Source organism: Streptomyces sp. NRRL S-340, from assembly GCF_000720185.1.
Taxonomy (GTDB): domain Bacteria; phylum Actinomycetota; class Actinomycetes; order Streptomycetales; family Streptomycetaceae; genus Streptomyces.
In genome coordinates, this window is sequence record NZ_JOIY01000016.1 from 109,235 (window position 1) to 130,629 (window position 21,395).

The window sequence follows — 21,395 nt, forward strand, 5'->3', positions numbered from 1 at the left end:
TTCCGCCCCCTTCCACGGGTGGCGGAACCGGTCCTTCTGCGTGAACCTGCCAGTGCCGGGGCATACGCGTCCCCAGCCCTCTCGATCATGTCGAGCCAGGTCGAGGCGACAAGCGTGGGAGGTAGGCCCGTGAGCAATTCGCTGTTCAGGACGAAGAACGTCGAGCAGTCGATCCAGGACACCGAGGAACCCGAGCACGCGCTGCGCAAGTCCCTGTCCGCCCTCGACCTGACCGTCTTCGGCGTCGGTGTCATCATCGGCACCGGCATCTTCGTCCTCACCGGCACGGCCGCGAGGAACACCGCGGGCCCCGCCGTGGCGCTCTCCTTCGTCGTCGCCGGAGCGGTCTGCGCGCTCGCCGCGCTCTGCTACGCCGAGTTCGCCTCCGCGGTGCCGGTCGCCGGATCGGCGTACACCTTCTCCTACGCCTCGCTCGGTGAGTTCCCCGCCTGGATCATCGGCTGGGACCTGGTCCTGGAACTCGCGCTCGGCACGGCGGTGGTGTCCGTCGGCTGGTCCGGCTACATCCACTCGCTGCTCGACAACTGGGGCTGGCACCTGCCCGCCTACCTCGGCGGCCGGGACGCCGCCTCCGGGTTCGGCTTCGACATCCTGGCCGCCGCGCTGGTCCTGGTCCTCACCGCCATCCTCGTCGTCGGCATGAAGCTCTCCGCGCGGGTCACCACGGTGGTCGTCGCCATCAAGGTGGCCGTCGTGCTCGTGGTGATCGTCGCGGGCGCGTTCTTCGTCAAGGGCGCCAACTACCACCCGTTCGTCCCCGCGCCGCAGCCGGTGCCCGCCGGCAGCAGCCTCAAGGCCCCGCTCATCCAGCTCATGATCGGCTGGGCACCCTCGAACTTCGGCGTCATGGGGATCTTCACCGCCGCCTCCGTCGTCTTCTTCGCCTTCATCGGCTTCGACGTGGTCGCCACCGCCGCCGAGGAGACCCGCAACCCGCAGCGCGACGTGCCGCGCGGCATCCTCGGTTCCCTGATCATCTGCACCGCGCTGTACGTCGGCGTGTCCATCGTGGTGACCGGTATGCAGAAGTACAGCCTGCTGTCCGTGGACGCGCCGCTCGCCGACGCGTTCAAGTCCACCGGGCACCCCTGGTTCGCCGGTCTGATCAGCTTCGGCGCCGCGGTCGGCCTGACCACGGTGTGCATGATCCTGCTCCTGGGCCAGGCCCGGGTGTTCTTCGCGATGAGCCGCGACGGCCTGCTGCCCCGCTTCTTCTCGCACACCCACCCGCGCTTCCGCACCCCCTACCGACCGACGATCCTGCTCGGCGTCGTCATCGCCGTCGTGGCGGGCTTCACCAGTCTGAGCGTCCTGGCCGAGCTGGTGAACATCGGCACGCTCTTCGCCTTCGTCGTCGTCGCGATCAGCGTGATCATCCTGCGCAACACCCGCCCGGACCTGCCCCGCTCCTTCCGCACCCCCTGGGTGCCGGTCGTCCCGGTCGTCTCGGTCTGCGCCTCCCTGTGGCTGATGCTCAACCTGCCCGCCGAGACCTGGGTGCGGTTCGCCATCTGGATGGCGATCGGCTTCGTCGTCTACTTCCTCTACGGCCGCTCCCACAGCCGCCTCGCCGCGCGGGCCCGCGCGGCGGCGGACCAGCCCTCGGGCACCGGCGAGGGCGGACGGGCCCGGTAGGCCTCGCCCGGCGGACCGGACCGCGGGGAACTCACGGTGTCTGATCGGCGCGGGTCGCGTCCGGGGCATGGTCCGCCGGACAGGCCCGGGAGCCTCTCGTCCCGGGCCGCGGCACCCTTCCGGGTCAGCCGCGCACCGCCCGCGGACCGGTGACCCCGGCGCCCCGCTCCGTGACCCGGCGGCGCAGCTCCCGGTCCGCCGTCACCACCAGCACGGGCCGCTCTGCGGCCGCCTCGACCAGTTCGACGACCCGGTCGTCGCCGCTGCCGGGCGCCGCCTCGACCCGTACCCCGGGAACGGAGGTGACGCCCCGGGCGGCGCCCTCGACGACCAGGACGATCTCCACCGGTCCCGGAAACCCGGCGAGCCCCCGCTCCGCGTACGCCACCAGGCGGTCCCGCAGCCGTTCGGCGGCCCCGTGCCGGTCGCGCCACCAGCCGTCGGGCACCGACCCGACGACGTTGGCGCCGTCCACGACCAGCAGCGGCGGCGCGCCGCTCCCGCTCCGCGCCCTCTCCTCGTTCCCGTCCGGCATGTCCTCGCTCCCGTGCGGCTCCACGGCCCCAGCGTGCCACGGTCCCGGCGGCCTGACGTCCGGCCCCCGCCCGCGCCGCGCCGGGCACCGGCGCCGCCCACCCCGGCCGCCTTCCCCGCGGGCCGCCCAAGGCCCCCGCGTGGCGCCCGCGTCCATCCGGCCGCCATACGACGTTCACCGCACGCTCGCCTATGATGGGCCAGCTCGGCCGCCCGTACACAGGTTCGGGGCAGGCGGATCAGCCGCGCCGAGGTCACGTCAGGGAAGGGGCCAGGTCACCTCATGCGGACCAGATCCGGGCGCGACGCCGCCCGCGGCGGAGCCGACGCGGCTGCGGGGCGCGCGAGCGGCGAGCGGCACACCGCCCGGCACACCGTCGGCGGACGCCGGCTCGTGCTGGGCAAGGACGGCAGGCTCACGGCGTACGCCCGCACGGACGACGGGCTGCTGCGCTGGACCGAGCTGCGGCCGGGCGGACCGCAGTGGACGGGCCCGGAGTTCTTCCCGGTGGCGGACCTCAGCGACCTGACGGTCGTTCAGGGCGCCGACAGCTACGTGCACTTCCTGGGGCGGCGCGAGGTGCGCCGCGCGGACGGACCGCCGGCCGTCGACATCGTCCACGCGATCCAGTACCAGACCGGCCGCCCGGTCACCGAGTGGCGGTCGCTGGGCAACGCTCACCAGGACCGGGAGAAGGCCGCCCGTTTCGGCGCGCCCGCGGGCGCGGTCAGCGGTTCGGGCCGGGTGTACGTCTTCGCGCGCAACGCCGGCGGCGGCGTCATGCTGCGCCGCGAGGCCCCCACCGGGAAGTGGGAGGCCTGGCAGGACCTCAAGGGCAGTCAGGTGCGGGACGGGATGGCCGCGGTCGTCCACGACTCCGGCCGTATCGAACTCTTCGCGGCCGGCGAGGGCATCGCGATGCGCTGGCAGCAGGAGGCCCCCGACGGGGAGTTCCGGCGCGAGCCGAACGTCCCGCTGCGGGTGGCGCCCGGCACGGCGGCGGCGCTGCCGACCGGGCCGGAACGCGTCACGTACTACTGGGCCGACCCCGACCAGGGCGGTCTGGTCGCGCACCGGCCCGGGCAGTGGGTGATCCCGATCGGAGGCGCCCCGGACGGTGAGCCGGTGAGCGCGCTGCGCGCGGAACTGGACGGCTACGACTGCACGGTGCTGGCCCATCGCGACCTCGACTGGCAGGTCTCCTTCGCCGTGTGCGGCACGGAGAACGAGCAGGCCGGCGTGTGGTGGACACCGACCGGTGAACGCGCGCTGGGCGCACCGGCGCTGGCGCTGGACGGGCACGGGCGCGTGGTGGTCGCGGTGATCGACCCGGACGGCAGGCTCAGGGTGGCCCGCCAGGCCGACACGCCGGGGCTGTCGCTGGGTGCGTGGGTCCGCGTCTGACACCACGGGCACGGCCGCCGGCCGGACACCGCTGCGGCGTCCGGCCGGGTCCTGAGGGCGCCCGGGCGACGACCGGGGCAGCCGTACGACGCCGGGTACCCGCACAACGGCCGCGCGCCCGTACAAGCACCGCGCATCCGGGCGACGGCGGGCATCCGTGCAACGCCGGGCGCCCGTACGCGGCAGGGCGGCCGTTGCCCGGGCCGCGCACGCACAACGGCCGGGCGGCGGCGGGGTCATCACACGTGCCGTGCCCCCGCCGCCGCCCGGCCGTCGTCCGTCAGGGCGTCCTGCCGCCCTTGGCGGGCGAGTCCTTGGCCGACTCCGGGATGGTCCGGTCCGCGCGCAGGGCCTTCCACAGCTGCGTGGACTGCGGCTCGGCCGCCACGACACGGTTGGGGTCCTGGGTGTCGTACTGCACCGGGAGCATGATCGTGTCCATCGTCGCGGGGTCCACGCCCTTCATGCTGCGGCTGAACTCGGCGAGTTTGGTGAGCGAGGAGAGACCGGAGTCGGTCGTCAGCGACTGGGTGAGCCCGGCGGCCACTTTGTACGCCTTGGCGGGGCTGCCCAGCAGGTCCTGCTTCTTGATCTCCGACAGCAGCGCGATCATGAACTTCTGCTGCAGGCCGATGCGGCCGAGGTCGCTGCCGTCGCCGATGCCGTGCCGGGTGCGGACGAACTGCAGGGACTGCGTGCCGTCCAGACGGTGGGAGCCGGCGCTCAGGTCCAGACCGCTGGACTTGTCGTGGATGTCCTGGTCGACGGTGACCGTGACACCGCCTATCGCGTCGACCAGGTTCTTGAACCCGGCGAAGTCGATCTCCAGGTAGTGGTCCATCCGCACCCCGGACATCTTCTCGACCGTCTTGACCACACAGGCCGGACCGGCCAGCGAGTACACGGAGTTGAACATCACGCGCTTCGCCGAGGGGAGCGTGGACCCGTCCGCCTTGGCGCACTCCGGGCGGGTCACCAGGGTGTCGCGCGGGATGCTGACCGCGACGGCCTTCTTGCGGCCCTCGGGTATGTGGATGACCAGCGCGGTGTCGGAACGCGCCCCGGCCACCTTGCCGGTGTCCAGGGAGGCGTTGGCACCCGCCCGTGAGTCGGAGCCGAGCACCAGGACGTTCTGCCCGGAGGTGGGCAGCTTCTCCGGGCGGTCGTCGCCGAGCGCCCGGTCGATGTCGACACCCTTGATGTTGGAGTTCAGGTCGCTGTAGAGCCAGTAGCCGGTGCCGCCGGCGGCCAGCACCAGCACCACGAGGCCCAGCGCGATCCAGCGCCACACACGCCGCCGGCGGCGTGGCGCCGCGGCGGCGCGGCGGCGCGACGGGGCGCGCCTCGATCTGCTGGGGCCCGTCTCCGTGGGCGCCTGCGTCATGCCTCAGTCCTCTCGCTCAGACGGCTCGATGCCTTGGTCCGTTGTGTGGGGCAGGGCACGAGTGGGGGGGAGGGACCGGGCCCGCGCGGCGTCGGGGCGCCGTGGTGTGCCCGAACTATAGACCGAATGCCGGGCCGTACGCGGAGGGCTCTTACCTGTCTCACGGTCGCCGGATGTTCAACCCACCGTCAGGTCGACGTGCGGTTTCTGTCATTCGCGTACGAAGTTGACAGAACAACGACAGCTAGTGATGATGTGGTTCACCTGTGAAGGTTAAATTTTTGTGTGAATAGCGTGGCCGCGTATTCGGCCACGTGGTGTGTGCGGTCGCGGTTCGAGCCCGGGGGGGCACGAGGGCGGGCGACCGCGAGTACCACCGGCCCGGGCCGGTGGGGGACGAGGGAGGATGGCTGTGATGCTGCGTGTGTCTGCCCGCGAAGGGCGGCGGCGTGACGGCCGTATCTGATCACGTCGCAGGCCGCATCACCGGTCCCGTCCGGGGTGTTCCCCAGGCAGACCCCGCGCCGCGGGGCCCCGTGGGCCCCGCCGCGACGACGCTCACCGCGGAACACGGTGACGTCTACGTCGAGCCCGGCCTGACCCCGCTGGCGGCCCGTGAGGCCAACCGCTCCGCGCTGTCCGCACTGCTCGCCGCCGCCGGCGTCGCGCACTTCGCCGTCCGCGGCACCGCCGACCACGGCACGGTGCTCGCCGTCGCCGAGGAGGACCGCGAGCGGGTGCTGTCCGTGCTGTTCCGCGGACTGGGGCAGTTCCCGGGCCACCTGAGCGTGGTGGACCCGGACGCGCCCCGCCCGGCCAGGCCCGTCTCCTCGCGCGACCCGAAGGCCTGGCGCGAGGTCCCCGGCGCGCGGGTGCTCCAGATCAGCTGGTACCGCACCGACCCCGGCCGGCACCTGCTGCTCGGACACGAGTACGGCTGCGCCGTCGAGTTCTGGCAGCGCCAGGACGGCTACCTCGTCGCCCCGCGGGCCAACCGCGCCACCTGGGCGGTCGCCGCCGACGGCGCCGACGTGCTGGGCGCCGCCCGGCTCTTCAGCCGCTTCGTCTCCGACTGGACCCCGGAGCGGCTGGCTCCGCCGCTGGTCACCCGCCCCGAGTTCCTGGTCGACTGCGCCGACGACATCAGCTTCCCCGTCGACGCCGTCTACACCTGGGTCGACGGCAACGACCCCGCCTGGCAGCAGCGCAAGGCGCGCGCCAAGGGCGAGGTCTACCACGCCGAGTCGGCGAGCGACGCCCGCTTCATCAGCCGGGACGAACTGCGCTACTCGGTGCGCTCGCTGCACCTGTTCGCGCCCTGGATCCGCAACGTCTACGTCGTCACCGACGACCAGGTGCCGGACTGGCTGCGCGAGGACCTGCCCGGCCTGCGCATCGCCACGCACCGCGAGATCTTCCGCAACCCGGCGGACCTGCCGGTGTTCAACTCGCACGCCATCGAGAGCCAGCTGCACCGCATCGAAGGCCTGGCCGAGCACTTCCTGTACTTCAACGACGACATGTTCATGGGCCGGCCGGTGGCGCCGCACGCCTTCTTCACGCCCACCGGCACCGCGCGCTACTTCCCCTCGCGCAACCGCATCCCGCAGGGTCCCGTCGTGCCCACCGACAGCCCCGTCGACGCGGCCTGCAAGAACAACCGGGCGCTCCTCAAGGAACGTTTCGGCAAAGTGATCACGCAGCCGATGGAGCACATCCCCTACGCCCTGCGCCGCTCGGCGATGGAGGAGGCCGAGCGCGACTTCCCCGAGGCCTGGGCACGCACCTCGGCGAGCAGGTTCCGGGCCATGACCGACCTGTCGCCGACCTCGTCCTTCGTGCTGTACTACGCGGCGCTCACCGGCCGCGCCCAGCCGGGCTCCATGCCCTTCACCTACCTCCAGCTCGCCGTCCCCGACCTCGCCGACCGGCTGCAGCGCCTGCTGGACGGACGCGACCAGGACACCTTCTGCCTCAACGACGCGTTCTCGACACCCGAGGACATCGAGGCGCAGCAGGAACTGCTGGACGGATTCCTCAACGCCTACTTCCCCACCCCCAGCCCGTACGAGCGATGAAGCGGAGTTCTTGACGTGCCCGACCCGACGTCGATGAACTCAGCGGTTCACGTCTACAAGCGGCTCGTTCCCCAGCCGGTGCGCTCGGCCGCCGCGACCACCGTCCCGGCCGGCGTACGCCGCAAGGTCAAGGGGCAGCTCGCCCGCACCCTGCGCCGCCGCGAGGCCCGGCTGCACCGCCGGGCCCTGCGCCAGGTCCGCCGGGCCCGGCTCGGCGGATCCGAACGCCGGGCCACCGCCCCCGACGGGCGGATCGGCCATGTGCACACCGGCCTCACCACCGACCTCGCCCGCCGCTTCGACCACGACCTGGTCACCCAGGCGCTGGACGTCGCCGAGATTCCCTGGTTCGCCGTCCCCGCGCTCGACGACCGCCGGATCTGCCTCGCCGTCGACCAGCGCGACAAGGGCGCCGTGCGCCGCGTCCTGCGCGCCCTGCTGGAGGAGCACACCGGGTACGTCGTCTCCGTCTCACCCGCCAGGAGCGACACCCAGGACGTCCCCGGCAGCCATGTGAAGGCCTGGAAGCACTACGCCAAGGCCCGCGTGATCCGCCTGACCTGGCTGCGCACCGACCCCACCGAGAACCTCTGGGTCGGCGAGGACCAGGGCATCGAGATCGAGTTCTGGACCGTCAACACCAGCCTCCCCGTCGAACGCCTCATCGGCCCGCGCCCCAACCGGGTCCAGCGCGCCGTGCCCAGCGACACCCCCGGCGTCGAGATCGGACTCGACCGGCTCTCCGGCTACTGCGACATCGACGGCGACCTCGAACCCACCGTCACCCTGGAGACGTTCGACGTCGTCCGGCTGGAGGAGATCGGCTTCCCCGTCGACGCCGTCCTGCTGTGGCAGCACCCCACCCCCTGGGGCGAGGAACTGCTGCGGGCCGCGCTGCGCTCCGTGCACCAGTACGCCCCCTGGGTGGACGTCGTCCACGTGGTCGCCGAAGCCGAGCCCCCGGCCTGGCTGCGGGCCGGCGAACGCCTCACCGTGCTGCGCGCCCGCCCCGGCTCCGAGCGGCAGCTCCACCAACTGCCCGGCCTCGCCGAACACTTCCTGCTGCTGCGCCCCGGCGCCCTCCTCGGCCGGCCGGTGCGGCCCTTCGACCACTTCACCCCCAGCGGCCAGACCCGGCCCCGGCGCGGCCCCTGGAACGCCCAGGAGTCCTTCGCGCCCTGGTCGCGGGCCGCCTACTCGGCCACCGGCCGGATCACCGCCCACGGTTACGCGCACGGCCCCCAGCCGCACCGCGTAGAGACGTTCGCCCGGCTCGCCGAGGGGACGCCCACCCCCCTCGACCTGCCCGACACCCAGTACGTGCCCACCGTGCCCGGCACCCACCCGCTGGACGGCCTCGCCCACCACGTCGCCCACGTCGGCGCCCTCGCCGACCCCTCCGGGGAGGCGTCCGTGGCCCTGCACGCCGCCCTGCCCGGCATCGGCAGCCGCCTCGAACGGCTCCTCGTACGCCGCGACACCCAGCAGATCCACCTCTTCGGCCTCGGCACCGACGAGGCCGGGGCCCGCGGCGGCACCGAGGCGGCCGTCCGCTTCCTGCACCGCTACTTCCCCGTGCCCAGCGTCTTCGAGCAGGACGGCGCCGAGACCCCGGCAGCCGGCGAGGCGGTCGGCCGGCCGTGAGCGTGGGCAACCCCGAGGCATCCGCCGCGGTCGGGGCGTACCGGGCCCTGATCCCGGCAGGCCTCAGAGGCCGGATCGCGCGCCGCGTCCCCGCGCGGCTGCGCACCCTGCTGAAGCACCTGCTGCGCCGCCTGCACGCCTTCGGCGCGGGCGCCCGGCTGCTGCGCGCGGTACGGGCCCGCCGCCGCTGGCCCCACCTGTTCGCCGACGGCGAACGCCTCGCCGCACTCGCCGGAGCCGGCGCCCGCATCGCCCTGGTACGCCCCACCGTCTCGCCGCTCGGCCTGCGCGAGGCCAACCTCGAACTCGTCGCCACCGCACTGGAGGAAGCGGGCGTCGACCACTTCGCGATCCGCGGCGCCAGCGACTACCGCTCCTGCCTCGCCGTCGCCGCCGGCGACCGCGAACGCGTCACCGCCGTCCTCGCCCGCCTGGCCGGGCAGAGCCCCGTCTACCTGCGCGCCTGCCGAGGCGAGGCCGCCCAGGGCCGGGCCGTGCTGTGCGGGACCCGGGCCGCCCGCCGCCTGGCCCAGGAGGCGGACGTGCTGCGCATCGGCATGATCTGGAGCGACCCGGCCGGCTCCCTGGTCCTGGGCCTGGAGTACGGCTGCGACGTGGAGTTCTGGCAGCAGCGCGACGGACGCCTCGTCGCGCCCCGCCCCAACCGGGTCACCGAGGACGTCGCCCTCGACGAGCCCCGCGTCACCCTCCCGGTCAGCGCACTGACCGGCTTCGCCGCCCTGCACACCCGCCGCACCCGCCAGGTGCGCAGCATCCGGCCCTGCGCCGAACCCCTGCCCGAGGACGTCCGCTTCCCCGTCGACGTCGTCTACACCTGGGTCGACGGCAACGACCCCGCCTGGCAGCAGCGGCGCGCCGCGTTCGGCCCCGGCGGCTACCACACCGAGTCCGCCAACGCGGCCCGCTACATCAGCCGCGACGAACTGCGCTACTCCCTGCGCGCCCTGGAACAGAACGCCCCCTGGGTCCGCCACGTCTACCTCGTCACCGACCGCCAGCGCCCGGCCTGGCTCACCGGCAGCCACCCGCGGCTCACCGTCGTCGACCACTCCGAGATCTTCGACGACCCGGCCGCGCTGCCCACCTTCAACTCGCACGCCATCGAGAGCCGCCTGCACCACATCGACGGCCTGGCCGAGCACTTCCTGTACTTCAACGACGACATGTTCCTCGGGCGGCCCGTCACCCCGCAGGACTTCTTCCTCTCCAACGGCATGACCCGCACCTTCTTCTCCCCCTCCCAGGTGCCCCGCTGGGACCTCACCCCCGGCGACCGCCCCGTCGACGCGGCCGGCAAGAACAACCGGCGGCTGCTGATGGAACGCTTCGGCACCGCCCTGGTGCAGAAGCTGCGCCACGCCCCCTACGCCCTGCGCCGCAGCGTGCTCCAGGAGATCGAGCAGGAGTACGCCGAGGAGCACCTGCGCACCACCTACAGCCGGTTCCGCAGCGCCACCGACATCTCCATCCCGTCCTCGCTGTACCACTACTACGCGTACCTGACCGGACGGGCCGTGCCCTCCCAGATCACCTTCGCCTACCTCGACCTGGCCCGGCCCGAGATCCGGCGCAGGCTCGGCATCCTGCTGGCCCGCCGCGACCGGCAGGCGTTCTGCATCAACGACACCCTCTCCGACGGGCACGACACCGCCCGCCAGACCGCCATGCTCAGCGCGTTCCTGCGGGCCTACTACCCCGTGCCGAGTCCCTTCGAGCGCAAGGAGCGCGAGGTCCGGTGAAGATCTCCTTCCTGATCAACAACATCTACGGCATCGGCGGCACCAACCGCACCGTCATCAACCTCGCCGAGGCGCTCTCCGTCCACCACGACGTCGAGATCGTCTCCGTCTTCCGGCGCGCCACCGCCACCAGGTTCGAGATCTCCCCGCGCATCACGGTCCGCGCCCTGGTGGACCTCAGACCCGGCGGCGCCGACCGCGGCGCGGCGGGCAGCGACCAGCCCAGCGAGGTGGTGCCGCGCCAGGAGGAGTTCTACGCCCAGTACAGCAAGTTCACCGACGCACGGATCATCCGCGAACTGGAGAAGACCTCCGCGGACGTCGTCGTCGGCACCCGCCCGAGCCTCAACCTCTTCGTCGCCGCCCACACCCGCGACGGAGCGCTGCGCGTCGCCCAGGAACACATGACGCACCTCGCCATCCCCCCGGCGGTCCGCGCCGAGATGGCCCGCGTCTACCCGCGCCTGGACGCCATCACCACCGTCACCGAGGCCGACGCCCGCTCCTTCCAGGAGAACACCCCGATCCCCGGCGTCCCGGTGACCGGCATCCCCAACAGCGTCCCCGAACCCGCCGTCGCCCCCTCCGACGGCACCCGGAAGATCGTCGTCAGCGCCGGCCGCATGCACCACATCAAGCGCTACGACCTGCTGATCCGCGCCTTCGCCGCCCTCGCCGAGGACTTCCCCGACTGGCAGCTGCGCATCTACGGCGACGGCGGCGAGGCCGCCGGACTGCGCGCCCTGGTCACCGAACTCGGCCTCAACGGACGGGCCCTGCTCATGGGCGGCTTCTCACCCATCGAGTCCGAGTGGGCCAAGGGCTCCATCGCCGCCGTCACCTCCAGCGCCGAGTCCTTCGGCATGACCCTCGTGGAGGCCATGCGCTGCGGACTGCCCGTGGTCTCCACCGACTGCCCCGTCGGCCCCCGCGAGATCCTGCGGGACGGCGAGGACGGCTTCCTCGTCCCCACCGGCGAGGTGGACGGCATCGCCTGGGGCCTGCGCCGCCTGATGGCCGACGAGTCCCTGCGCCGCACCATGGGCGCCGCCGCGCTGCGCAACGCGGCCCGCTACGACCCGGCGGCGGTCGCCGACCGCTACCTGGAGCTGTTCGCGGACGCCGCCCGCCGCCGCGCCGCCGCCGAACGCGGCTACCGGCCCCCGGCAGGACCCCGCAAGGGCGGCGCCGACCGGCTCACCGTGCCGCCGGCCACCCTCGGCTCCGCCACCGTCGACGTCACCGCCGACGACGCCGGCTGGCTCAGGCTCTCCGCCGAAGGGCCCGGGGAGGGCCGCAGACGCTGGCAGTTCGTGCTGCGCCACAAGCCCTCCGACGGCCAGGCGCGCCCCGAGATGCCGCTGCGCACCTCACGCACCGCCCTCGACAACGGCGGCACCCGCTACAGCGCCGTCATCACCCCGGCCGCCCTGGACGAACTCGGCGACGGCCGCTGGCAGGTGGCCATGCGCAGCACCAAGTCGCAGGCCGTGCACATGAAGGCCGGACTGCGCGACACCCGCGCCCTCATCGACGCCCGCGCCCGGCTGGTCACCCGCCCGCCCGCCGCCCGCGTCGTCTGGAACCTCCCCTACGTCCAGCCCAACGGACGGCTGATGCTGCGCACCGTGCTGCGCGAGCAGCACGCCGAGTGCACCGCCGTCGAGGTCGGTGACGCGGGCATCACCGTGCGGGGCGTGCTGTGCGGGGGAGCCCGGATCGAACCCGGCGCCCTGTTCGTCGTCAGCCGGCGCGGGCCGCACGGCCAGAACGTCACCGTGCCCGTGGAAACCCTCGGCCGCCATGCGTTCCGGGCCCGGGTGCCCGTGCGCACGGTGGTCGACCACCGGCTGGCGCGCTGGGAGGACTGGGACTGGTGGCTCCAGCCGGACCCCGCCGACCGCCGCAAGGTGCGCGTGTGCCACCTGCTGGAGGACTTCCCCGACGTGAAGGGCGCCTACGCCTACCCGTCCCTGCCGCTGGTCGGCGACGAACCCTCCGACTACGCCGTGGTCCACCCGGCCCGCCCCGTGTGGGTGCGGCCCTACTGCTCGGCCTCCGGGGCCATGGCCATGAACGTGGTCGACCGATAGGGATGGATGAGACGTGAACCGAACGATATTCGTGCTGGGGGACTCCGTGCCCGCTCCCCGCACGGAGGACGAGGCCCCCATGGCGGGCTGGGGCCAGAAGATCGAGGAACTGCTCACCGGTCCCGTCGAGGTCGCCAACTACGCGCGCAGCGCCATGACGACGCGCAAGTACTTCACCGAGCGCTTCCCGGCGATGCTCAACCGCATGAGACGCGGTGACATCGTCCTGATCGGCTTCGGCTGCGTCGACCACATGATCCACAACGGCACCCGTTACGTGCCCGTCCCCGAGTACCAGGAACTGCTGCGGCTGTTCGTGACGTACGTGCACCAGGAGGGCGGGGTCCCGGTCCTGGTCACCCCGATGGCCCGGTACGCGTTCTCCGCCGCCGGCGAGGTGCTCAACACCGTCGGCGACTACCCCCGCGCCATGCGGGAGACCGCCGAACGGCTCGGCGCGCCGCTGCTCGACCTCAACGCGCGCACGACGCAGCTGTGGGCCGAGATCGGCCCGATGCGCCTGCGCCGGTACTTCAGCTGGGTGGACGCCGGGGAACACCCGCTGCACCCCGACGGCTCCATCGACTCCACCCACCTGAACCACGCGGGCGCCTTCGAGGTGGCCCGCATCGTGGTGGCCGGGCTGTGCAACCTCGGGGTGCTCGACAAGGCCGACGTGAACGTCGACCGGCTCATGGAACCGCCGGTGATGCCCCCGGTGTCGGGCGAGTTCACCGTCCAGGCGCCCGATGCGGCCCTGTACGCCCAGCCCGTGGGCGAGGCGCCCACGATCAGCAAGCCGGCCCCGGGCGCGCTGGCGGGACCCATGGTCAAGCTGACCGGCGCGGCCCCGCCCGGCACGCACTACCTGCTCTTCTTCGAACAGGGCCAGTACCTCGGCGGCACCGGCGTCGGCAGCGCCGGGCAGTGGACCTGGCGCCGCTCGGTGAACTGGACGGCGGGCGACCACGTCGTGCAGTGCGTCGCCCTGCGGGCCGACGGCTGCTCGCCGGTGCTGGAACGCCGCTTCACCGCGCTGACCGAGGTTCCGCCGCCCCTGTTCAACGCGCCGGCCGAGGGCGCCTTCGCCGGGCCGCGGCCCCGCTTCTCCGGGACGGTCCAGCCGGGCGTGACGAAGATCGTCCTCATGGAGGGGGACGTGCTGATCGGCGCGACCGGCGTGAACGAGAACGGGGAGTGGGCCTTCACCCACGCCCACCCCTGGCGCCCCGGCACGCACGCCGTGCGGGCGATCGCGCTGTTCGGCGCGGCCGAGTCCGCGCCCGCCCCGCGCACCTTCAAGGTCGTCGGCATCCCCGAGGACAGCCCCGTGCGGGCACTGGGCGCCTCCCGCCACGCCTGCGCGGACGCCGTGTGCGAGCACCGGCCGTTCGCCGGGGACTGGTGAGGGCCGCCGCTCAGCCCGAGCGCGGCGGCCGGGTCACCGGCAGGCGGCCGGGCGTGCGGCGGGCGGCCGCCTCGGCGGCGGCCGCCGTCCTGCTCGCGCTGCCGCCGGCGGGCTGCGGCCGCGCGGCGCACCCGGCGCCGGAACCGCGGACGCTCCGCGTCCTGCAGTACAACCTGTGCGGAGCCGCAGCCGGATGCCCCTGGAACGCGGGCGGGTCCGGACCCGGCACGTCCGTGGCACGCCTGGTGCGCGAGGTGGTGCGGCGGGAACCGGACGTGGTCACCGTGAACGAGATCTGCCTGACGCAGTACACCCGGCTCAGGCGGCTGCTGGCCCGCTCGGGCCGGCGCATGGACGGCACCTACGCCTCCTCCCAGGACAACGTGCCGGCCTGCGGCCCCACCGGCCGGTTCGGCTCCGCCGTGCTCAGCCGCGGGGACGTGCCCGACGGCCGGCGGGACTACCGCCCCTTCTCGCACACCGGCGGCGAGACCTACACCAACGCCGGCCGCACCGTGCCCGTGCGCCGGGGGCTGCTGTGCGCGCACACCCGCCTCGGCGGGCAGCCGCTCGTGGCCTGCACCGCCCACACCTCCAGCGCGGCCCCCGAACAGATCCGGGAGATCAGGGACCGCACGGCCGGCTTCCCCGCCACCCTGCCCGTGGTGTTCGCCGGGGACCTCAACCTGCCGCCCGCCGCACCCGCCCTGTCCCTGCTGCGGGCCCGGTTCGCCGAGGCGGGCGGGGACCGGCCCACGGCGGGCGGCCGGAAGATCGACTACGTCTTCGCGGACCGCCGCCACTTCACCGCCGCGGGCTCCGTGGTGCGCGGCGGCCCGGAGTCCGACCACGCGCTGCTGGAGGGCGAGTTCACCCGCCGGGGCCGTACCTGACGACGAAGGGCCCCCGCCGCGGCGGGGGCCCTTCTCACACGCCTTCGCGCGTCACGCCGGGACCGACGCCACGCCCGGCGCCAGGAACCGCTTGCCGTTGACGCGCTCGCTGACGCCCTCACGGTCCAGGTACGGCGTGACGCCGCCCAGGTGGAAGGGCCAGCCCGCGCCGGTGATCAGGCACAGGTCGACGTCCTGGGCCTCGGCGACGACGCCCTCCTCCAGCATGAGCCCGATCTCCTGCGCGACCGCGTCCAGCACCCGCTCCCGGACCTGCTCCTCGGTCAGGACCACGTCGCCCTGCTTGAGCAGCGCGGCGACCTCCGGGTCCAGCTCCGGCTTGCCGCTGTCGTAGACGTAGAAGCCGCGCTTGCCGGCCTCGACGACCGCCTTGAGGTTCGGGGAGACCGTGAAGCGGTCCGGGAACGCCCTGTTGAGCGTCTCCGACACGTGCAGCCCGATCGCCGGGCCGACCAGCTCCAGCAGGACCAGCGGGGACATCGGCAGACCCAGCGGCTCGACCGCCTTCTCGGCGACCTCGACGGGGGTGCCCTCGTCGATGACGTTCTGGATCTCGCCCATGAAACGGGTCAGGATGCGGTTCACGACGAACGCCGGGGCGTCCTTGACCAGGACCGCGGTCTTCTTCAGCTTCCTGGCCACCGCGAACGCGGTCGCCAGCGACGCGTCGTCCGTCTGCTCGCCGCGGACGATCTCCAGCAGCGGCAGGACCGCGACCGGGTTGAAGAAGTGGAAGCCGACGACCCGCTCCGGGTGCTTCAGCTTCGACGCCATCTCCGACACCGACAGGGAGGAGGTGTTGGTGGCGAGGATCGCGTGCGCCGGGGCGACCGCCTCGACCTCCGCGAACACCTGCTGCTTGACGCCCATCTCCTCGAACACGGCCTCGATGACGAAGTCCGCGTCCGCGAAGCCCTCGGCCTTGTCCAGGACACCGGTGACCAGCGCCTTGAGGCGGTTGGCCTTGTCCTGGTTGATCCGGCCCTTGCCCAGCAGCTTCTCGATCTCGGCGTGGACGTAGCCCACGCCCTTGTCGATGCGCTCCTGGTCGATGTCCGTGAGGACGACGGGCACCTCGAGGCGGCGCAGGAACAGCAGGGCGAGCTGCGAGGCCATCAGACCCGCGCCGACCACGCCGACCTTGGTGACCGGGCGGGCCAGGCTCTTGTCCGGGGCGCCGGCGGGGCGCTTGCCGCGCTTCTGCACCAGGTTGAACGAGTAGATCCCGGCGCGCAGTTCACCGCCCATGATCAGGTCCGCGAGGGCCTGGTCCTCGGCGTCGTAACCCGCCTGGAGGTCGCCGTCCTTGGCGGCGGCGATGATGTCCAGGGCGCGATAGGCGGCCGGAGCCGCGCCGTGCACCTTGGAGTCGGCGATGAACCGGCCGCGTGCGACGGCCTGGTCCCAGCCCTCGCCGCGGTCGACCGCCGGACGCTCCACGGCGATCTCGCCCTTGAGGACGGACGCCGTCCAGAGCAGCGACTGCTCCAGGAAGTCCGCGCCCTCGAACAGCGCGTCCGCGATGCCGAGTTCGTAGACCTGCTTGCCCTTGAGCTGCCGGTTCTGGTTGAGCGAGTTCTCGATGATGACGGTCACGGCGTTGTCCGCGCCGATCAGGTTCGGCAGCAGCGTGCAGCCGCCCCAGCCGGGGACCAGGCCGAGGAAGACCTCGGGCAGCGAGAACGCCGGGAGGGCCGCGGACACCGTGCGGTAGGTGCAGTGCAGGCCGACCTCGACGCCGCCGCCCATCGCCGCGCCGTTGTAGTACGCGAAGGTGGGCACGGCGAGCTTCGCGAGCCGCTTGAAGACCTCGTGGCCGCCCTTGCCGATGGCCAGCGCGTGGTCGTGCTGCTTGAGCAGCTCCACGCCCTTGAGGTCCGCGCCGACCGCGAAGATGAACGGCTTGCCGGTGACGCCGACGCCGACGATCCCGCCGTCCGCGGCCTCCTTCTCGACCTGGTCGATCGCGGTGTTCAGGTTCGCGAGCGAGGCCGGTCCGAAGGTGGTCGGCTTGGTGTGGTCCAGGCCGTTGTCCAGGGTGATGAGCGCGAAGCGCCCGGCGCCCAGCGGCAGGTCGAAGTGGCGTACGTGCGCCTGCGTGACGACCTCGTCCGGGAACAGTTCGGCCGCGCCCTTCAGGAGTTCAGCGGTGGTGCTCACTTGTCGCCTCCGTCGAAGTGCGGGTTCTCCCAGATGACCGTCGCGCCCATGCCGAAGCCGACGCACATGGTGGTCACGCCGTAGCGGACGTGCGGCTGCTCCTCGAACTGGCGGGCCAGCTGCGTCATCAGCCGGACGCCGGAGGAGGCCAGCGGGTGGCCGAAGGCGATGGCGCCGCCGTACTGGTTGACGCGCTCGTCGTCGTCCGCGATGCCGTAGTGGTCGAGGAAGGCCAGCACCTGGACGGCGAAGGCCTCGTTGATCTCGAACAGGCCGATGTCGGAGATGGACAGCCCGGCCTTGGCCAGCGCCTTCTCCGTCGCCGGGATCGGGCCGTAGCCCATGACCTCGGGCTCCACGCCCGCGAAGGCGTAGGAGACCAGGCGCATCTTGACCGGCAGGCCGTTCTCGCGGGCGAACTCCTCGCTGGCGATCACGGAGGCGGTGGCGCCGTCGTTGAGACCGGCCGCGTTGCCCGCGGTGACCCGGCCGTGCACCCGGAACGGCGTCTTGAGGCCGGCCAGGTTCTCCAAGGTGGTGCCCGGGCGCATCGGCTCGTCCGCGGTGACCAGGCCCCAGCCGGTCTCGCCGCCCTCGGGCGTGGTGCGGCGCACGGAGATCGGGACCAGGTCGGCCTGGATCTTTCCGTTCGCGTAGGCCTTGGCGGCCTTCTCCTGGGAGCGGACCGCGTACTCGTCGGCGCGCAGCTTGGTGATCTGCGGGTAGCGGTCGTGCAGGTTCTCCGCGGTCATGCCCATGAACAGGGCGGACTCGTCGACCAGCTTCTCGCTCACGAACCGCGGGTTGGGGTCGACGCCCTCGCCCATCGGGTGGCGGCCCATGTGCTCGACACCGCCCGCGATGGCGACGTCGTACGCGCCGAAGGCGACGGAGCCGGCCACCGTGGTCACGGCGGTCAGCGCGCCCGCGCACATGCGGTCGATCGAGTAGCCGGGAACCGAGGTGGGCAGACCCGCGAGGATGCCGGCCGTGCGGCCGATGGTCAGGCCCTGGTCGCCGATCTGCGTGGTCGCGGCGATGGCGACCTCGTCGACCTTCTTCGGGTCGAGACCGGGATTGCGGCGCAGCAGCTCCCGGATCGCCTTCACGACGAGGTCGTCGGCGCGGGTCTCGTGGTAGATGCCCTTCGGGCCCGCCTTGCCGAACGGGGTGCGGACGCCGTCGACGAAGACGACGTCCCTGACGGTACGAGGCACGATGGCTCTCCTCCAGGGTGCGGAATGGCACTGCTGCGACGCGCAGCGCTGAGCGCGCGCTCAGCGCTCATGCTACTCGCGGGTAATGTGACTGCACAGTCCCCCCACCCCAAGCGGCGAACGTCACACCGAAAGGGGTGCACGACGAACCGCCATCGGAAGCGTCCCGAAGCGGACCCGGGGATCTCCACCCGGGAAGGGCCGCGGCGAACTGCGCGAGCCCCCCCGCGGACGGGCCACTCGCCCCACCGCCCAGGCCGCTACGCCGCCCAGGCGGCTCCGGCGCTCGGGCGCTTCCCGGGCGGGGTCATGGGCCTCCGGACGGCCGTCGCGCACGCGCCGGAAGGGGCGCGGGGAACTGCGCGAGCACCCCCGCGGACTGGCTACTCGCCCCGCCGCCCAGGCCGCTACGGCGCTCGGGCGCTTCCCGGGGGGCCGTGGGCCTCCGGACGGCCGTCGCAGACGGCGCCGGAAGGGGCGCGGGGAACTGCGCGAGCAACCCCCGCGGACGGGCCGCTCGCCCCGCCGCCCAGGCCGCTACGGCGACCAAGCCGCTACGGCGCCCAGGCCCCCAGGAGCCCGCCCGGCGAGGCCACGCGCACCCCGTCCCGCAGCCGCCGCAGGCACCTACGCTCCGTCGCCGCCGCTCCCCAGCGCCGCGACCAGGACCGGCGTCACCAGCTCGACCTGCCACGGCCGCGCCCCGTACCCCGCGAGGGCCGCGCCGACGGCCTCGCCGTCGGACGGCTTCGGTGGTTCCCAGCACAGCCGCCGCACCGCGTCCGGCGCCACCAGGTTCTCCTGGGGCAGGCTGAGCTGCTCGGCGAGCCCGGAGACCGCCGCGCGGGCCGCGGAGAGCCGCGCGGCCGCCGCCGGGTCCTTGTCGGCCCACGCCCGCGGCGGCGGGGGGCCGGTCACGGTCTGGCCCTGCTGCGGCAGCGCCGACTCGGGCAGGGCCCTGGCCCGGTCCACCGCGGCCTGCCACTGCTCCAGCTGGCGCCGCCCCATCCGGTGCCCGAAGCCGGTCAGCGCGGCGAGGGCGTGCGCGTTGGCCGGCACGGCGAGCGCGGCCTGGACGATGGCGGCGTCCGAGAGCACCTTGCCCGGCGACACGTCGCGGCGCTGCGCGATCCGGTCCCGGGTCTGCCACAGCTCCCGTACGACGGCGAGCTGCCGCCTGCGCCGCACCTTGTGCATGCCGGAGGTGCGCCGCCAGGGGTCCTTGCGGGGCTCGGGCGGCGGCGCGGAGGCGATGGCGTCGAACTCCTGGAGGGCCCAGTCCAGCTTGCCCTGCCGGTCCAGCTCCTTCTCCAGGGCGTCGCGCAGGTCGACGAGGAGTTCCACGTCGAGGGCGGCGTAGCGCAGCCAGGGTTCGGGCAGCGGCCGGGTGGACCAGTCGACGGCGGAGTGGCCCTTCTCCAGGACGAAACCGAGCACGTTCTCGACCATGGCGCCCAGGCCCACGCGCGGGAAACCGGCGAGGCGGCCGGCCAGCTCGGTGTCGAACAGCCGGGTCGGGACCATGCCTATCTCGCGCAGGCACGGCAGGTCCTGGGTCGCCGCGTGCAGCACCCACTCCACGCCGGTCAGCGCCTCGCCGAGGCCGGACAGGTCGGGGCAGCCGACGGGGTCGATCAGCGCCGTCCCCGCGCCCTGGCGGCGCAGCTGCACCAGGTAGGCGCGCTGCCCGTAGCGGTAGCCGGAGGCGCGCTCGGCGTCGACGGCGACGGGACCGGAGCCGGCGGCGAAGGCGGCGACCACCTCCGCCAGCGCCGCGGGGTCGGCGATCACGGGCGGAATGCCCTCGCGCGGTTCGAGCAACGGGATCGGCGCCCCCGTGTCAGAAGTTCCGCCGTCGTCCGGAGGGGCGCCTCCGGTGGTGCGCAGTGGGCTGTCTGCTGCGGTTTCTTGGGCGCCGGGGGTCGTGAACCGGTCAGGTCGGGGGACACGTCCGGTTCACGGCCGGTACGGGGCAGGGGCCGGTGCGCCGGGGGGAAGGAGCACGGCGCGGAGGTGAACCGGAGGGGGAGGAGACGGGGTGGAAAGGGACGGGCGGTGGAGTGACGGGCGGCGGCCGATCGGGGGAGTGCCGGCGGCCGGGCGCGGGGCGGTGGGGGGTGTCAGTGGATGATGCCGGTGCGCAGGGCCACGGCGACCATCCCGGCGCGGTCGCCCGTGCCGAGCTTGCGGGCGATGCGGGCGAGGTGGCTCTTGACGGTCAGCGCGGACAGGCCCATCGAGACGCCGATCGCCTTGTTCGACTGTCCCTCGGCGACCAGCCGCAGCACCTCGACCTCACGGCCGGACAGCTCGCGGTAGCCGCCCGGGTGGCTCGGGGCACCCGGGGGACGGCGGTGCAGCCGGGCGGCGCCGATGGGAGCGGCGCCCGGACGGGTGGGGAGTCCGACATTGGTACGGGTGCCGGTGACGACGTAGCCCTTGACACCGCCCGCGAGGGCGTTGCGCACGGCGCCGATGTCGTCGGCGGCGGACAGGGCCAGGCCGTTGGGCCAGCCGGCGGCACGGGTCTCGGACAGCAGCGTGAGCCCGGAGCCGTCGGGCAGGTGCACGTCGGCGACGCAGATGTCGCGCGGGTTGCCGATGCGCGGACGGGCCTCCGCGACGGACGACGCCTCGATGACGTCACGGACTCCGAGTGCCCACAGGTGACGGGTGACGGTGGAACGGACGCGCGGGTCCGCCACGACGACCATGGCGGTCGGCTTGTTCGGGCGGTAGGCGACCAGGCTTGCGGGCTGCTCGAGGAGAACGGACACCAGGCCTCCTGGGGGTGGGGGGGACGGGGCCGGCTTGTGGGGAGGAAGCCGGTACGAACCGTGCTTGCTAGGTCACAGTCGTCTTCGGCATCAAACCCGTTGTCCTTTAGAGAATGATCACGATCTGGTGAGTAACAATGCGTGCAATTCGGACACACTGTCGATCATCCGAAGGTCGAATCGGTTCACTCGGGGCCGTTCGGGGTCGTTACCTGCTCGAAAGTGGCCGTATCGACAAAGACACGGCAAGGAGCCGGTAAGACGAACGGCGGCGGGCGCACGACAGCGGCCGGCCCGGGCGGAGCACCGCCCGGGCCGGCCGGAAAAGCGGGGAGGAAGGGGGGAGAAGGGGGAGAAGGGGGAGA

14 protein-coding genes are annotated in these 21,395 nt (G+C 73.2%); 8 read left to right on the forward strand and 6 right to left on the reverse strand.

From position 1 onward, the window contains the following. Window positions 1–129: 129 nt before the first annotated feature. A complete protein-coding gene (locus tag IG64_RS15270; protein WP_037856106.1) occupies window positions 130–1,656 on the forward strand; it encodes an amino acid permease in 1,527 nt (508 codons plus the stop codon). Window positions 1,657–1,780: 124 nt separating this feature from the next. On the opposite strand, the gene IG64_RS15275 is transcribed toward IG64_RS15270, so the two are convergent. Further along, entirely contained in the window at window positions 1,781–2,191 is a 411-nt protein-coding gene (locus tag IG64_RS15275; protein WP_037856107.1) for an NTP pyrophosphohydrolase, read from the reverse strand. A 282-nt stretch (window positions 2,192–2,473) separates the two neighbouring features. Here IG64_RS15275 and IG64_RS15280 point away from each other — a divergent pair, with 282 nt between their 5' ends. Further along, on the forward strand, window positions 2,474–3,595 hold the full coding sequence (locus IG64_RS15280) for a hypothetical protein (RefSeq protein ID WP_037856109.1): 1,122 nt from the start codon (window positions 2,474–2,476) through the stop codon (window positions 3,593–3,595). A gap of 280 nt (window positions 3,596–3,875) precedes the next feature. Here IG64_RS15280 and IG64_RS15285 read toward each other — a convergent pair whose 3' ends face one another. Further along, complete coding sequence (locus IG64_RS15285; protein WP_037856111.1) at window positions 3,876–4,979, reverse strand: LCP family protein; 1,104 nt, start codon at window positions 4,977–4,979, stop codon at window positions 3,876–3,878. A 536-nt stretch (window positions 4,980–5,515) separates the two neighbouring features. On the opposite strand from IG64_RS15285, the gene IG64_RS15290 reads away from it, so the two are divergent. Genes IG64_RS15290 through IG64_RS40425 form a run of 6 tightly spaced genes read left to right on the forward strand, consistent with a single transcriptional unit; the run spans window position 5,516 to window position 14,855 of the window. Continuing rightward, window positions 5,516–7,057, forward strand: a complete 1,542-nt coding sequence (locus IG64_RS15290) for a stealth family protein (protein ID WP_107474260.1) — start codon at window positions 5,516–5,518, stop codon at window positions 7,055–7,057. Window positions 7,058–7,072: 15 nt separating this feature from the next. Beyond that, window positions 7,073–8,701: a hypothetical protein gene (locus tag IG64_RS15295; protein WP_037856115.1), complete on the forward strand. Its 1,629-nt coding sequence runs from the start codon at window positions 7,073–7,075 to the stop codon at window positions 8,699–8,701. After that, entirely contained in the window at window positions 8,698–10,461 is a 1,764-nt protein-coding gene (locus tag IG64_RS15300; RefSeq protein ID WP_037856116.1) for a stealth family protein, read from the forward strand. The genes IG64_RS15295 and IG64_RS15300 overlap by 4 nt, the downstream gene beginning before the upstream one ends. Next, window positions 10,458–12,554, forward strand: coding sequence for a glycosyltransferase family 4 protein (locus tag IG64_RS42850; RefSeq protein ID WP_037856119.1), 2,097 nt, complete (start codon window positions 10,458–10,460; stop codon window positions 12,552–12,554). The genes IG64_RS15300 and IG64_RS42850 overlap by 4 nt, the downstream gene beginning before the upstream one ends. 13 nt (window positions 12,555–12,567) lie before the next feature. Beyond that, window positions 12,568–13,962 (forward strand): GDSL-type esterase/lipase family protein, encoded by a 1,395-nt coding sequence (locus IG64_RS15310; protein ID WP_037856122.1) that lies wholly within the window; start codon window positions 12,568–12,570, stop codon window positions 13,960–13,962. After that, window positions 13,959–14,855: an endonuclease/exonuclease/phosphatase family protein gene (locus tag IG64_RS40425; protein WP_037856123.1), complete on the forward strand. Its 897-nt coding sequence runs from the start codon at window positions 13,959–13,961 to the stop codon at window positions 14,853–14,855. Before IG64_RS15310 ends, IG64_RS40425 begins: the two co-directional genes overlap by 4 nt. A 51-nt stretch (window positions 14,856–14,906) precedes the next feature. Here IG64_RS40425 and IG64_RS15320 read toward each other — a convergent pair whose 3' ends face one another. The 4 genes from IG64_RS15320 to IG64_RS15335 all read right to left on the reverse strand — a co-directional run bounded on the left by IG64_RS15320 (window position 14,907) and on the right by IG64_RS15335 (window position 21,030). Then, window positions 14,907–17,036, reverse strand: a complete 2,130-nt coding sequence (locus IG64_RS15320) for a 3-hydroxyacyl-CoA dehydrogenase NAD-binding domain-containing protein (protein ID WP_037856125.1) — start codon at window positions 17,034–17,036, stop codon at window positions 14,907–14,909. After that, on the reverse strand, window positions 17,033–18,253 hold the full coding sequence (locus IG64_RS15325) for a thiolase family protein (protein WP_037856127.1): 1,221 nt from the start codon (window positions 18,251–18,253) through the stop codon (window positions 17,033–17,035). Before IG64_RS15325 ends, IG64_RS15320 begins: the two co-directional genes overlap by 4 nt. A 627-nt stretch (window positions 18,254–18,880) precedes the next feature. Beyond that, a complete protein-coding gene (locus IG64_RS15330) occupies window positions 18,881–20,140 on the reverse strand; it encodes a ribonuclease D (RefSeq protein ID WP_078884018.1) in 1,260 nt (419 codons plus the stop codon). Window positions 20,141–20,373: 233 nt separating this feature from the next. Further along, on the reverse strand, window positions 20,374–21,030 hold the full coding sequence (locus tag IG64_RS15335; RefSeq protein ID WP_037856131.1) for a response regulator transcription factor: 657 nt from the start codon (window positions 21,028–21,030) through the stop codon (window positions 20,374–20,376). Between the last annotated feature and the right edge of the window lie 365 nt (window positions 21,031–21,395).

What these genes read in the sequence shown, in the direction of transcription:
- IG64_RS15280 (WP_037856109.1), top strand. Translation starts at nt 2,474, where the DNA reads ATGCGGACCAGATCCGGGCGCGACGCCGCCCGCGGCGGAGCCGACGCG.
- IG64_RS15285 (WP_037856111.1), bottom strand. Translation starts at nt 4,979, where the DNA reads ATGACGCAGGCGCCCACGGAGACGGGCCCCAGCAGATCGAGGCGCGCC.
- IG64_RS15275 (WP_037856107.1), bottom strand. Translation starts at nt 2,191, where the DNA reads ATGCCGGACGGGAACGAGGAGAGGGCGCGGAGCGGGAGCGGCGCGCCG.